Genomic DNA, 14041 nt, shown 5'->3' on the forward strand with positions numbered 1-14041 from the left:
CCTCAGAACGAGCGCGGCATGCCGAGCACGTGCTCGCCGATGTACGCGAGGATCAGGTTGGTCGAGATCGGCGCCACCTGGTACAGGCGCGTCTCGCGGAACTTGCGCTCGACGTCGTACTCGCAGGCGAAGCCGAAGCCGCCGTGGAACTGCAGGCAGGCGTTGGCCGCCTCCCACGACGCGTCCGCCGCCAGCATCTTGGCCATGTTGGCCTCGGCGCCGCAGTTCTTGTGGGCGTCGAACAGCGCCGCCGCCTTGTAGCGCATCAGGCTGGCCGCTTCCACGTTCACGTAGGCTTTCGCGATCGGGAACTGCACGCCCTGGTTCTGGCCGATCGGGCGGCCGAACACCTCGCGCTCCTTCACGTATTTGGTCACCTTGTCGATGAACCAGTAGCCGTCGCCGATGCATTCGGCCGCGATCAGCGTACGCTCCGCGTTCAGGCCGTCGAGGATGTACTTGAAGCCCTTGCCTTCTTCGCCGATCAGGTTCTCGGCCGGGATCTCCAGGTTCTCGAAGAACAGCTCGTTGGTCTCGTGGTTGACCATGTTCAGGATCGGCTGCACGGTCAGGCCCTTGCCGATCGCTTCCTTCAGGTCGACGATGAAGATCGACATGCCCTCGGATTTTTTGGTCACGTCCGACAGCGGCGTGGTGCGCGCCAGCAGGATCATCAGGTCCGAGTGCTGCACGCGCGAGATCCACACCTTCTGGCCGTTGATGACGTAGCGGTCGCTACGGCGCACGGCCGTGGTCTTGATCTTGGTGGTGTCGGTGCCGGTGGTCGGCTCGGTCACGGCCATCGACTGCAGGCGCAGCGCGCCGCTGGCGATCTGGGGCAGGTAGCGTTCCTTCTGCTCCTTCGAGCCGTGACGCAGCAGGGTGCCCATGTTGTACATCTGGCCGTGGCAGGCGCCCGAGTTGCCGCCTGCGCGGTTGATCTCTTCCATGATGACCGATGCTTCGGTCAGGCCCAGGCCCGAGCCGCCGTATTCCTGCGGGATGAGGGCGGCCAGCCAGCCGGCCTGGGTCAGCGCGTTGACAAATGCCTCGGGGTAGCCGCGCTCTTCGTCGATCTTGCGGAAGTACTCGGCCGAGAATTCGCCGCACAGGGCGCGCACCGCATCGCGGATGTCTTCGTAGTTGTCGTGGTGGTTCATTGGTGTCTCCAAAAATTATTCTTGGTCTGGCGCGTCAGGCCAGCGTGGCCTCGGCCTGCATGGCGAGCTCGCCGCGCATGTTCTGCGCCCACAGGTGCACCGTGCGGCCATCGGCGTCGGGCCGGCCGCACAGGGTGAAGGGCTCGATGTCGAACAGCGAGCCAACCGCGCGGAACGAGAACGTGGCCATGCGCGCATCGGGCATGTGCCGGCGCAGCAGGTCGGCCAGCAGGGTGGCGATCAGCGGGCCGTGCACGATCAGGCCGGGATAGCCCTCGACCTTGGTCACATATCTGCGGTCGTAGTGGATGCGGTGGCCGTTGAAGGTGAGCGCCGAGTAGCGGAACAGCAGCACCGGGTCGGGCGTGACGATGCGCGACCAGGCTGCGTCAAGCGGGGCCATCTTCGGGGCCGGGGCAGCCGCGCCGGGCGTGGGCAGCGGACGGTAGACGATGTCGTGTTCCTCGGTTACGCACACGCGGCCGGCATGCGCCAGCTCGTGCTTCACGGTGACGAACACCAGGCTGCCGCTTGCGCCGCTCTTGGGCGTCACGCTCATCACCTGCGAGGTGCGCGTGGCCATGCCTTCGACCGGCAGCGGTTCGGCAAAGCTCAGGCGGCCGCCGGCCCACATGCGGCGCGGCAGCGGCACCGGCGGTAAAAAGCCGCCACGCCTCGGGTGGCCGTCCGGACCGATTTCCGATTGCGGCGCGGCGGACCAGAAGTAGGCCCAGTGCCACAGCGGCGGCAGGGCGTCGCCTTCCTTGAACGTGTCGGCACGGTCGAGCGTGGCCGCCATCGCGTTGGCGGTTGCCGCGCCGACCCGGGTGTCGAGCGTCTCGGTCTTGCCGACCCATTGTTGCAGTAAGGAATTGTCGAGGGCGTCAGCAGTCATGGATGTCAGGGTCATCAGTAACAAGGTGGCCAGTGTGGGGCGGGGACCCCGAACGCACAATCTGTGCTTTTGGAAGGGGGGCTACGGTTTCGGCGTAGGCAAGGCGCTTGGGCTAGAATGCCTTAGTGAAATAAGGAAGTGGCCACATGCTTTTCGACCTGACCGACCTGCGCCTGTTCATCTTCGTCGCAGAACTAAAGAGCCTGACCCGCGCCGCCGAACGGATGCACTTGTCGCTGGCGGCGGCCAGCAACCGGATCAAGGAACTCGAATCGCGCTTTGGCATGCGCCTGCTGTATCGCGAGAACAAGGGCGTGAGCCTGTCGCCGGCCGGCGAGACGCTGCTGGCGCACGCGCAGCGCTTCATGCAGCAGGTCGAGCTGCTCAAGAGCGACATGCAGCAGTACAACAACGGCATCAAGGGCCATATCCGCATCTTCGCCAATACGACCGCGGTGACGGAATTCATGCCGCACGTGCTCGGCACCTTCCTCGCGTCGCACCCGCAGGTGAACGTGGCGCTGGAAGAGCGGCTGAACCACGACATCGTGCGCGGCGTACAGGAAGGCACTGCCGACATCGGCGTTGCCGCCGGCACGGTGCAGGGGCAGGGGCTGGAGATCATCAATTTTTCCACCGACCGGCTGGTGCTGGCCACGGCCGCAGGCCACCCGCTGGCGAAGGCCGGCAGCATCGGCTTTGCCGAGACGCTGGAATATCCCCACATCGGCCTGCACGAGGGCAGTACGCTGCAGCACTTCCTGAACCGGGTGGTGAGCGACAGCGGGGACCGCCTGAACCTGCGCATCCAGGTGCGGGGCTTCGACGCCATGTGCCGCATGGTGGAGGCGAACGTGGGTATCGGCATCCTGCCGCAGTCGGCGGCGCGGCGCCACAGCCAGAGCATGAAGCTGGCGCTGGTGGAGCTGTCCGACGACTGGGCCGTGCGCGAGCGCAGTGTGGTGGTGCAGAAGCTCGACGCGCTGCCGGCGTATGCGCGCGAGCTGGTGGAGATGATCAGGCTCGAGGCGTCGGGTTAGCCGACAGCCTCAAACCGTCGTTCCCGCGCAGGCGGGAACCCATAGGCCGCGTGAACGGACGTTCAGTATGGGTCCCCGCCTTCGCGGGGACGACGTTTTTGGGTTGCGGGCTAAGGGGTCTGCGTATAGCGCGGCGCGCGCCCGCCGCGGTGGCCGAACATCATCAGCTCGGCCAGCAGCATGCGCGCCGGCTTGACCGTGTCCAGCACCGCCAGCGACAGCCCGAACAGCGATTGCAGCGGCCCGGTGTCGGTGAAGATGCGCGCCATCGCATCGGTCACGCTGATGGTCAGGCGCCGGTCATGCTGGCGCTCGTCCACGAAGCGCTGGACCGCATGCGGGCCCGCTCCTTCAGTGGCCAACACGCGCGCCAGCACCGCGGCGTCGCGCAGGCCCAGGTTCATGCCCTGTCCCGCCACCGGATGCAGCGTCTGCGCCGCATTGCCCACCGCGACCGTGCGCGCGGTGGCGCGCGCGTCCGCGTTCAGCCCCAGCGGATACGCCACCCGCGTCGATGCGGCGGTAAAGCGTCCCAGGCGCGACCCGAAGGCGTCGCCCAGCTGCGCCAGGAAGTGCTGGTCGTCCAGCTCCAACAGCTGCGCCGCGCGCTCGGGTTTGACGCACCATACCAGCGCGTACTGGTGGCCATCGGCGCCGTCCTGCGGCAGCAGCGCCAGCGGCCCTTCCTCGGTGAAGCGCTCGAAGGCGCGATGGGGAATCGGGTTGCTGGCGCTGATGCGCGCGATCACGCCGGTCTGCCCGTAGTCGCGCTTGATCGAGCGGTCCTGCTGCTGCCCGAAGATGCCGCCTTCGGCCTGCACCGCCACCAGCGCGCGGATGGTGCGGCCGTCGTCCAGCGTAAGGGTGACGCGGTCGCTTTGTTCGTCCACGCCCACCACGCGCGCCGGCCGGATCACGGTCACGCCCGCACGCTCGCAGGCACGCGCCAGCGCATCGACCACGTCGCCGTAGCGCGCCACGTAGCCCAGCGCGGCCAGCTTGTGCTCGGCACGGTCCATCAGGCTGCGGCCAAGTCGCCCGCGCCGGCTCACGTGGATCTGGTGGATCGCGGTGGCCGGCAGCGGCCAGGCGCCCAGTTCTTCCAGCAGCAGGCGGCTGCCCCAGGCCAGCGCGATCGAGCGCGGGTCCGAGATCGCCTGTCCCAGCGATTTGGCATCGACCAGCGCAATGCGCTTGCCGGGCACGCCGCGCTTGGCCATCAGCGCGGCCAGCGCCATGCCCACCGGGCCGGCGCCGCAGACCGCCACGTCCACTTGCAGTTCTTCGTTCATCATGGTTTGCGCATCAGTTCTTCAATCTCGGCCACCTGCTTGGGCGCGGCGCCGGTCAGGATGCGGCAGCCGCCCTCGGTGACGACCACGTCGTCCTCGATCCGGATGCCGATGTTCCAGTATGCCTCGGGAACGCCCTGGGCCGGGCGCACATAGATGCCCGGTTCCACGGTCAGCACCATCCCCGGCAGCAGGCTGCGCGAGGGCTTGCCCTCGCGCGCGGTGTCGCGGTAGCGGCCCACGTCGTGCACGTCCAGCCCGAGCCAGTGCCCGGTGCCGTGCATGTAAAACTCCTGGTAGGCGCGCTCTGCCACCACATTGTCCACGCTGCCATACTTGCCCTTGTCGAGCAGGCCCAGGTCGAGCATGCCCTGCGCCAGCACCCGCACCGCCGCGTCGTGGATGTCGCTGTACGGCCGGCCAGGGGCGACCGCATCGAGCGCGGCCTGCTGCGAAGCCAGCACCAGTTCGTACAGCGAGCGCTGCGCGGGCGAAAAGCGGCCGTTGGCCGGGTAGGTGCGCGTGATGTCGGCCGCGTACGAATCCAGCTCGCAGCCGGCGTCGATCAGCACGAGCTCGCCGTCGGCAACCTGTGCGTTGTTGGCGATGTAGTGCAGCACGCAGGCGTTCGCGCCGCTCGCCACGATCGGCGTGTAGGCCGGAAACTGCGCGCCGCAGCGCCGGAATTCGTGCAGCAGCTCGGCCTCGATCTCGTACTCGAACATGCCGGCTCGCGTGGCGCGCATCGCGCGTGCATGGGCGTTGCCGGAGATGGTCCCGGCGCGCAGCATCGTGGCCAGCTCGGTCTCGTCCTTGTGCAGCCGCATCTCGTCGAGCACGGGCAGCAGGTCGTGCGCGGCCGGCGGCGCGGTGATGCCGCTGCGGCTTTGCGCGCGCACCGCGGCCAGCCAGCCGGCCAGGCGCTGCTCGACCGGCAGACCGCGCCCGAGCGGATACCAGACGGCCGGGCAGTCGGCCAGCAGGCGCGCCATGTGCGCATCGAGCTCGCCGATCGCATATGCCTCGTCCAGGCCGAAGGCGTCCTTCGCGCCCGGCGGGCCGTAGCGAAAGCCGTCCCAGATCTCGCGCTGCACGTCCTTTTCGCGGCAGAACAGGATCGAGCGCGCCGGCTTGTCGCCCTGCGCCGCCACGATCACGAGCGCGCTTTCGGGCTCGGTAAAACCGGTGAGGTAGTAGAAGTAACTGTCGTGGCGGTAGGGATAATCGCTGTCGCCGTTCCTCGGCGCTTCAGGTGCGGTGAACAGCACGGCCACCGCGCCCGGCTGCATCGCTGCGGCCAGGCGCGCGCGGCGAGCAGCGAACTGTTTCATGACGCAGCCTTCGCAAACGGCGCGTTCAGCTCCTCGAGCTGGCTGGCCACGCCCACGTTGACCCATTGGCCGTTGTAGATCTCGCCGCCCACCCGGCCCTGGTCCACGTACTTGCGCACCAGCGCGCCGAACTTGACGAAGTCGCCCGGCTTGATCGCCTCGAACATCTCCGGGCGGTACACGCCGATGCCGGCGTAGTTCCACATCGGGCTGCCCTCGTTCGCCACCTCGAACATCGTCAGCGCGAAGTCGCCTTTCGGGTTGTGCCACGGGTTCGGCGCCAGGTACAGCCAGGCGATGTCGCGTTCGTCCTTCGGGTACGGGTTGCCCAGCACGTCCGCGTCCTTGAGCGCATCGAGCGCCAGGGTGAAATCGAAGTAGGGCGCGTAGATGTCCCCCGAGACCGCGAGGAAGGGTTCGTCGCCCAGCAGGGGCAGCGCATTGGCGATGCCGCCCGCCCATTCGAGCGGCGTGGGCTCGTGCGAGTACACGATGCGCGCGCCATGGCGGCTGCCGTCGCCCAGCTCGGCCTCGATCATGTGGCCCAGGTGCGAGTGGTTGATCACGATGTCGGTGATCCCCGCGCGCACCAGGTTCAGCACATGCCAGGTGATCATCGGACGGCCGCGCACCTTGAGCAGCGGCTTGGGGCAGGTGTCGGTCAGCGGGCGCATCCGCTCGCCGCGGCCGGCGGCCAGAATCATGGCTTTCATCGGGAATTCTTCAGAAGGTGTAGCCGACCTTAGGCGCTTCGCCCTCGAACGCGTCGAGCAGGCGCAGCAGCGGCTTGAGTTCTTTGTAGCGGTTGGCGGTCTTGCGCACGTAGTCCATCACGGTCGGCAGGTCGCCCATGTAGATGGTCTTGCCGTCGCGGTAGTTCAGGCGGCAGAAGATGCCGAGGATTTTCAGGTGGCGCTGCAGGCCCATGAATTCAAAGTCGCGGTAGAACGCGTCGATGTCCGGGTTCACCGGCAGGCCCAGCTTCTTGGCGCTTTGCCAGTAGCGCACCACCCAGTCCAGCACCAGTTCCTCGTCCCACTGGATGTAGGCGTCGCGCAGCAGCGAGGCCAGGTCATAGGTGACGGGGCCGTACACCGCATCCTGGAAGTCCAGCACGCCGGGGTTGCCTTGCTCGAGCCACATCAGGTTGCGCGAGTGGTAGTCACGGTGCATGTACACCTGTTGCTGGGCCAGCACGTTGGCGCAAATCGCGTCGAACACCTGGTCCAGCTGCGCCTTTTGTTGATCCGTCATGGTGATGCCCAGGTGCTTGCCGACATACCATTCCGGGAACAGGTTCATCTCGCGCAGGGCGAACGCGCGGTCGAACTCGGGCAGCACGCCTGGCTGGCTGGCCAGCTGGAACTTGAGCAGGGCGTCCACCGCGCTTGAATACATGAAGGCGGCGTTGTCCGCGTCCAGGCGCTGCAGGTAGGTAGTGGTGCCAAGGTCCGACAGCAGCAGAAAGCCGCGCTCCACGTCGCGCGCAACGATCGCCGGCACCGTCACGCCGGCGGCCATCAGCAGGCCGTCCACGTGGATAAAGGCCGGCACGTTCTCGCGCTCGGGGGGCGCGTCCATCGCGACCAGGGTGTCGCCCAGCTTGTCGCGCATGGGCTCAAGCACGTCCAGCCGGAAGTAGCGGCGAAAGCTCGCATCGGAAGAAGCCGGGCGCCGCGAGCCCGCGTCCACCAGGCCGAGGCCCGCCAGCCACTCGGTCAGGAGGGCCAGGCGCGCATCTTTTTCAGCGGAAGTGGGGGAATTTTGAGACAGAGAAGACATGAAGCGGGCTGGGGAATCCGGTTGATTGTGAAGTTCCCATATAATAAGGGATTCAATCCAAAAAATCGCCTGTTTATGGTGCAGCAAGTCGTTTCATGAGCTGGTTTTCGGCCCTTCCACCTTCGCGCAAAGGCGCCTTCGCGCTGACCGCGCTCGTCACCGTGGCCACGGGGCCGCTGCACGCACAAACGGCGCCAGCCGCCAAGCCGCCAAGCACCGATGAACAGGACCAGCCGGTCACCATCCGCGCCGAGGAAATCACCGGCCGCCCCGACCGCGAACTGAATTTAAAAAGCAACGTCGAGATCACCCGCGACGGCACCGGCATGACCGCCGATACCGCCTGCTACATGCGGGTCGAGGACGAAGTGACCGCGCAGGGCCACGTGACGATGTGGCGCTTCGGCGACCGCTACAAGGGCGACGCGCTGCAGCTCAATCTGGAGACCGGCAAGGGCTGGGTGCTCAATCCCCAGTACCACATGCAGCTGAATAACGCGCAGGGCCGCGCCAACCGCATCGATTTCCTGTCCGAGGAAGTCGGCGTGGTCTCGGATGGCACCTACAGCACCTGCGAGGGGCCGGACCCCGACTGGTACCTCAAGTCGTCCAAGCTGCGCCTGGACCAGGGCCGCGACGTCGGCACCGCCGCCAACACGGTCATCTACTTCAAGGGCGTGCCGATCATCGGCACCCCGGCGCTGTCGTTCTCGCTGTCGGGCGCGCGCCGCTCGGGCTGGCTGCCGCCGTCGATCGGCGCGGGCTCCAAGGGCAATGCGGAACTGATGGTGCCGTACTACGTCAACATCGCGCCCAACCGCGACCTGACGCTGTTCCCGCGCGTGATCTTCAACCGCGGCGTGCAGCTGGGCGCCACCTTCCGCTACCTTGGCCTGACCGACCGTGGCCCGTACAGCGGCGAGACCCACGTCGAGGCGCTGCCCAACGACCGCATCCGCCACCGCAACCGCTGGCTGGTGCAGTCGCTGCACAACCAGACCGTCGCCCCGGGCTGGACCTACGGCTGGACCATCCACGCGGCGTCCGACGACAACTACCCCAGCGACTTCTCGCGCACCGTGGCCGCGTCGGCCGAGCGCCAGCTGCTGCGCGAGCTGCGCACCGATTACGGCACCCAGTACTGGAGCCTGTCGGCGCGGGTGCAGAACTACCAGGTGCTGCAGGACCCGGCCGCCATCGGCCCCACCGGCAACCCGGCGCTGTTCGTGCCGCGCCCGTACGACCGGCTGCCGCAGCTGAACTTCCACGCCGGCCGTTACGACGTGCTGGGCGGGTTCGACTGGGCAGTCGATGCCGAGGCGACGCGCTTCTCGCAGCCGGGCGATATCGTGCAGGGCAACCGTTTCGTGTTCGTGCCGCAGGTCAGCCTGCCGTTCGTGCGCCCGGGCTACTTCATCACGCCCAAGCTGATGCTGCACGCGACCAAGTACGACCTGACCGACAACCGCGACCAGCTCGGCCGCCCCGCGCCCAATGAACAGGATCGCGCGGTGCCGACCTTCTCGCTCGACAGCGGCCTGATCTTCGAACGCGAGGGCAGCCTGTTCGGCCGCCCCGCCACCCAGACGCTCGAGCCGCGCCTGTTCTACGTGCGCACGCCGTTCCGCGACCAGACGCAGATCCCGAACTTCGACACGGCGATCGCCGGCTTCAACTACGCCCAGCTGTTCACCGAAAACCGCTTCGTCGGCGCCGACCGCGTGTCGGACGCCAACCAGCTGACCGCGGCCGTGGTGTCGCGCTTCATCGAGAGCAATGGCGCCGAGCGCCTGCGCGTGGCGGTGGGCACCCGCTATTACTTCAGCAACCCGCGCGTGACCCTGACGGCCAACGACGCCAAGAACCAGAGCCGGTCGGACGCGCTGTTTGCCGCCGGCGGGCGCATTTCCGATCACTGGAACTTCGATACCGGGGTACAATACGACGCCCAGGGCCACAGCCTGTACAGCTCGAACGCTGGCTTGCAATGGCAGCCGGCCCCGATGAAGGTGGTCAACGCCGAGTACCGTTACCAGCGTGACAGCTTCCGCAACGCCGACCTGTCGGGCCAGTGGCCGCTGTCGGCGCGCTGGTATGGCGTGGGCCGGGTCAGTTATTCGCTGAAGGACAAGAAACTGCTCGAAAGCCTGGTCGGCCTGGAGTACAAGGCCGATTGCTGGGTGTTCCGGTTCGGCGCCTCGCGCTTCGTGACCGCCGCCCAGACCACCTCGACGCCGATCTTCTTCCAGATCGAGCTGAACGGACTGTCGCGCCTCGGTTTCGGCAACCCGCTGGAATCGTTTAACAAGAGCATCCCCGGCTACACCCGGCTGAACACGAACGTCGGCCGCCCCTGACCGGTGAGCAATGGATCAACCTGAAATGAGTGCTTCCCAGATGATGCGTACTACCCGTTTGCAACAGATCTCGCTCGCAGCGGCGCTGCTGTGTGCGCTCACCGCCGGTTCCGCGCATGCGCAAGCCGGCAAGACGGACGCGGCCCCGAAGGCCAGCACTGGCGGCTTCCTGCCGCCGGCATCCGCCGACGCCAAGGTGATCGATTCGATCTACGTGGTGGTCAATGACGACGTGATCACCAAGAACGAGGTGAAAGGCCGGGTCGACCAGGTGGTGCAGCGCATGCGCGCCCAGGGCGCGCAGGTGCCCGACCTGGCCGACCTGCAGCGCCAGGTGGTGGAGGCGATGATCGTCGAGCGCGCCCAGATCCAGCTGGCCAAGGAATACGGCGTCAAGGTCGCCGACATCGAGCTCGACCGTGCCATCGCGCGCATCGCCGAGAACCAGAAGATGTCGGTGCAGGACATGCGCAACCAGATGGAAAAGGAAGGCCTGCCCTTCAACCAGTTCCGCGAAGAGATCCGCAACGAGATCATGCTGCAGCGCCTGCGTGACCACGAGGTGGACGCCAAGATCCAGGTCTCCGAGGCCGAGATCGACACCTACCTGGCCGCCGAGAAGGCCGCCGCCGCCGACAAGGTCGAGATGAACATCTCGCAGATCCTGGTCGGCATCCCGCAGAACGCCTCGCCCGAGCAGATCGCCGCCCGCAAGGCGCGCGCCGACGAAGTGATGCGCCAGCTGCGCACGGGCGCCGACTTTGGCAAGATGGCCGCCACCTATTCGGACGCGCCGGACGCGCTCAAGGGCGGCGAGATCGGCTGGCGCGACCCGGACCGTCTGCCGCCGCTGTTCACCAGTGAACTGCGCAAGCTCAAGCCGGGCCAGACCACGCCGGTCATCAAGTCCAGCACGGGTTTCCACATCATCAAGCTGGTGGACCAGCGCAAGCCGGCCGACAACAAGGACGCCAAGGCAGCCGAGGAAACCCAGACCCACGCGCGCCACATCCTGATGAAGGTGACGCCGACCATGACCGAAGCCGAGGTCAAGCGCAAGCTGCTGGAGCTGAAGGAAAAGATCGACAACAAGGCCGCCACCTTCGAGGAGCTGGCCAAGCAGTACTCGCAGGACGGCTCGGCGGCCAAGGGCGGCGACCTGGGCTGGCTGGCGGCGGGCGACACGGTGCCCGAGTTCGAGAACCCCATGAGCCAGTTGAAGCCGGGTGAAATCTCGGGCGTGGTGCAGACCCCGTTCGGCTTCCACCTGATCCAGGTCATCGAGCGCAAGACCGAAGACCTGTCCAAGGAAAAGGAGCGCAGCGTGGCGCGCCAGGTGATCCACGAGCGCAAGCTGCAGGAAGCGACCGAGGACTGGGCACGCGAAGTGCGCGACCGCGCCTACGTCGAGTTCCGCGAGGACAAGTGATCCGATGAACGCAGTGGCGCGCCGTCCGACGCTCGCAATCACGACCGGCGAGCCGGCCGGGATCGGGCCTGAAATTTCGATTCGCGCGGCGTGGGCGCTGCGCGCGCAAGCCAACTGCGTGCTGGTCGGCGATGCGGCGTTCCTGTCGATGACGGCAGGCGCCATCGACCCGGCGATCCGGCTGTCGGCCGTGTCGCTGCAGGCGCTGCGCTACAGCGGCCTGCCGCACTTCGGCCCCGACCGCATTGCGGTGGTGGATGTGCCGCTGGCCGCGCACGTGGTGCCCGGCCAGCTTGATGCCGACAACGGCCGCGCCGTGCTCGATATCCTCGACGCCGCAATCGAAGGCGTACAGGCGGGCTGGTTCGACGCGATCGTCACCGCGCCCCTGCAAAAGAGCACGATCAACGACGCCGGCGTGCCGTTCTCGGGCCACACCGAGTACCTCGCCGAGAAAACCAACGCCCCCAAGGTGGTGATGATGCTGGCCGGCTCGCCCGGCGAGCACCAGCCCTACCTGCGCGTGGCGCTGGCCACCACCCACCTGCCGCTCAAGGACGTGCCGGGCGCGATCACGCAGGACTCGCTGGCGCAGGTGCTAAACATCATCGACCACGACCTCAAGACCAAGTTCGGCATTGCCGCACCCGTCATCCTTGTCACCGGCCTGAACCCGCACGCGGGCGAAAACGGCTACCTGGGGCGCGAGGAGATCGACGTGATCGAGCCGGCGCTCAAGGCCGCGCAGGCACGCGGCATCGACGCCCGCGGGCCGTACCCGGCCGACACCCTGTTCCAGCAAAAGTACCTGAAGGACGCCGACTGCGTGCTGGCCATGTACCACGACCAGGGCCTGCCGGTGCTCAAGCACGCCACCTTCGGCCGCGGGGTCAACATCACGCTCGGCCTGCCGCTGATCCGCACCTCCGTGGACCACGGCACGGCGCTCGACCTGGCCGCGCGCGGCCTGGGCCTGGCCGACTGCGGCAGCATGGAAGAAGCGGCGCGTGTGGCCATGCACATGGTGCAGGCACGCCGCGCCCATCCCTGATTTAAAAAAAACACAACAAGCATGAAACACGTTGCCCGCAAGCGCTTCGGCCAGAACTTTTTGACGGACGACCACGTCCTGCACAACATCATCGACGCCATTGCGCCACGCCGTGGCGAGGTGATGGTCGAGATCGGCCCGGGCCTGGCGGCGATGACCGCGCTGCTGCTCAAATCCCTGGACCACATGCACGTGGTCGAGCTGGACCGCGACCTGGTGGCGCGGCTGGAGAAAACCTACCCGCGCGAGCGCCTGACGGTGCATTCGGGCGACGCGCTCAAGTTCGATTTCGGATCGATCCCGGTGCCCGAGGGGCAGAAGCTGCGCGTGGTCGGCAACCTGCCGTACAACATCTCGAGCCCGCTGCTGTTCCACCTGGCGCAGTACGCGCAGCAGGTCGAGGACCAGCACTTCATGCTGCAAAAGGAAGTGGTCGAGCGCATGGTGGCCGAGCCGGGCACCAAGGCCTACTCGCGCCTGTCGGTGATGCTGCAATGGCGCTATGACATGGAACTGCTGTTCGTGGTGCCGCCGACCGCCTTCGACCCGCCGCCGCAGGTCGATTCCGCGATCGTGCGCATGATCCCGCACCGCCAGCCGCTGGCCGTGGACGGCGCGCGGCTGGAAAGCGTCGTGCAGAAGGCGTTCTCGCAGCGCCGCAAGGTGATCCGCAACTGCGTGGCCGGCATGTTCACCGAGGCGCAGCTGGTCGAGGCCGGCATCGACCCCGGCGCCCGTCCCGAGGCCGTGAGCCTGGAACAATACGTGGCGTTGGCAAACCTCAAAGGCTAGGGTCCCACGAACGGTAGGGTGGGCTCTTGAGCCCACGCGTGTACCTGCTGCGTCTGTTCCCGGCGTGGGCTCGAGAGCCCACCCTACAAACATCCCGGCTGTCGTGACTCGGAAATAAAAAAAAGCCCGCCGGGAGGCGGGCTTAAATCCAATTCTTTTCTGAGGAGAGTTGGAGGAGACAGGTGCAGTATGCTGCGCCACAGCATATTCGTCCAATTTCCTTTTGGAATGCTCTCCATCACATGGCTGAATATCAGGCCGACGGCACGCAGGTGACCGCAATGTTGGCCACGTCCGCGTCCTGCATGGTGCCGGCGCCGTTGGCCACGGTGCAGAACAGGCCGGTCGGGTTCGACAGCACGGTCACGCCGTAGGTCTGGCCGTAGGTGACCGTGTTGGCAAACGTGAACGTGGTAGCGCCCGATGCCAGGGGCAGGGTACCGCCGCCATTGACCAGAACCAGGCCGTCCGCGGTCAGGCCCGACACCGAGCCCCCAACTGCATGCGCTTGCAGGAAGCAGTTGACCGGGACGTTGATGACTGCCCGGTGGCCGACGGTGTCGTGCTCATAGCCTTGGGGAATGCTGCAATTCTGGTGCGGCGGCTGCTGCTTGAATGTGACCACATACTCGTCACCGTATTCAAGCTGCTTGGGGAACTCGAAGGTGACCGCGGGCACCTTGGACGCGTCGTAGACCGGCGGCACGAGGGTGGAGGACGGGTTGACCGTCACGTCCATACCGTTGGTGGTCAGCACCAGCGGACCATACTGCAGGTTGCTCACGGTGCCCGGAATGGTATAGGTAGCCTTGCCGCCGCCGCAGGCGGTCAGGGTCAGGGCCAGGCCCAGTGCCAGCAGGCTGCGCATCGAAGTGAACTTCATTGACTGTTTCTCCAGGAAAGTGGCTCGGC

The 14041-nt window shown here is 66.7% G+C and carries 12 protein-coding genes; 5 read left to right on the plus strand and 7 right to left on the minus strand.

What is annotated here, in order from left to right; all coding sequences use genetic code 11:
• Nucleotides 1–2: 2 nt before the first annotated feature.
• Nucleotides 3–1160 (minus strand): acyl-CoA dehydrogenase family protein, encoded by a 1158-nt coding sequence (locus tag NX774_RS22075; protein WP_258824447.1) that lies wholly within the window; start codon nt 1158–1160, stop codon nt 3–5.
• A gap of 34 nt (nt 1161–1194) precedes the next feature.
• Complete coding sequence (locus NX774_RS22080; RefSeq protein WP_258824448.1) at nt 1195–2055, minus strand: HTD2 family dehydratase; 861 nt, start codon at nt 2053–2055, stop codon at nt 1195–1197.
• A 146-nt stretch (nt 2056–2201) separates the two neighbouring features.
• On the opposite strand from NX774_RS22080, the gene NX774_RS22085 reads away from it, so the two are divergent.
• A complete protein-coding gene (locus tag NX774_RS22085; protein WP_258824449.1) occupies nt 2202–3095 on the plus strand; it encodes a LysR family transcriptional regulator in 894 nt (297 codons plus the stop codon).
• A 110-nt stretch (nt 3096–3205) separates the two neighbouring features.
• Here the strand turns inward: NX774_RS22085 and NX774_RS22090 are convergent, their stop codons facing one another.
• From NX774_RS22090 to NX774_RS22105, 4 genes are read right to left on the minus strand one after another with little or no spacing between them, the layout of a single operon-like run.
• Entirely contained in the window at nt 3206–4387 is a 1182-nt protein-coding gene (locus NX774_RS22090) for a UbiH/UbiF/VisC/COQ6 family ubiquinone biosynthesis hydroxylase (protein WP_370660468.1), read from the minus strand.
• The gene (gene pepP / locus NX774_RS22095; RefSeq protein WP_258824451.1) at nt 4387–5718 is read right to left on the minus strand and encodes a Xaa-Pro aminopeptidase; all 1332 of its coding nucleotides are present in this window, start codon (nt 5716–5718) and stop codon (nt 4387–4389) included. Before pepP ends, NX774_RS22090 begins: the two co-directional genes overlap by 1 nt.
• The gene (murU, locus tag NX774_RS22100; protein ID WP_258824452.1) at nt 5715–6431 is read right to left on the minus strand and encodes an N-acetylmuramate alpha-1-phosphate uridylyltransferase MurU; all 717 of its coding nucleotides are present in this window, start codon (nt 6429–6431) and stop codon (nt 5715–5717) included. The genes pepP and murU overlap by 4 nt, the downstream gene beginning before the upstream one ends.
• A gap of 10 nt (nt 6432–6441) precedes the next feature.
• A complete protein-coding gene (locus NX774_RS22105; RefSeq protein WP_258824453.1) occupies nt 6442–7500 on the minus strand; it encodes an aminoglycoside phosphotransferase family protein in 1059 nt (352 codons plus the stop codon).
• Nucleotides 7501–7595: 95 nt separating this feature from the next.
• Between NX774_RS22105 and NX774_RS22110 the strand changes: the two genes are divergently transcribed.
• From NX774_RS22110 to rsmA, 4 genes are read left to right on the plus strand one after another with little or no spacing between them, the layout of a single operon-like run.
• A complete protein-coding gene (locus NX774_RS22110; RefSeq protein ID WP_258824454.1) occupies nt 7596–9857 on the plus strand; it encodes an LPS-assembly protein LptD in 2262 nt (753 codons plus the stop codon).
• A 25-nt stretch (nt 9858–9882) separates the two neighbouring features.
• Complete coding sequence (locus NX774_RS22115; protein WP_258824455.1) at nt 9883–11286, plus strand: peptidylprolyl isomerase; 1404 nt, start codon at nt 9883–9885, stop codon at nt 11284–11286.
• Nucleotides 11287–11290: 4 nt separating this feature from the next.
• Nucleotides 11291–12337 (plus strand): 4-hydroxythreonine-4-phosphate dehydrogenase PdxA, encoded by a 1047-nt coding sequence (gene pdxA / locus NX774_RS22120; protein WP_258824456.1) that lies wholly within the window; start codon nt 11291–11293, stop codon nt 12335–12337.
• A gap of 21 nt (nt 12338–12358) precedes the next feature.
• Entirely contained in the window at nt 12359–13129 is a 771-nt protein-coding gene (rsmA, locus tag NX774_RS22125; RefSeq protein ID WP_258824457.1) for a 16S rRNA (adenine(1518)-N(6)/adenine(1519)-N(6))-dimethyltransferase RsmA, read from the plus strand.
• A 253-nt stretch (nt 13130–13382) separates the two neighbouring features.
• On the opposite strand, the gene NX774_RS22130 is transcribed toward rsmA, so the two are convergent.
• The gene (locus NX774_RS22130) at nt 13383–14012 is read right to left on the minus strand and encodes a hypothetical protein (RefSeq protein WP_258824458.1); all 630 of its coding nucleotides are present in this window, start codon (nt 14010–14012) and stop codon (nt 13383–13385) included.
• Nucleotides 14013–14041 lie beyond the last annotated feature (29 nt).

The sequence above is a fragment of the Massilia agilis genome (assembly GCF_024756255.1).
In the GTDB taxonomy this organism is placed as follows: domain Bacteria; phylum Pseudomonadota; class Gammaproteobacteria; order Burkholderiales; family Burkholderiaceae_D; genus Telluria; species Telluria agilis.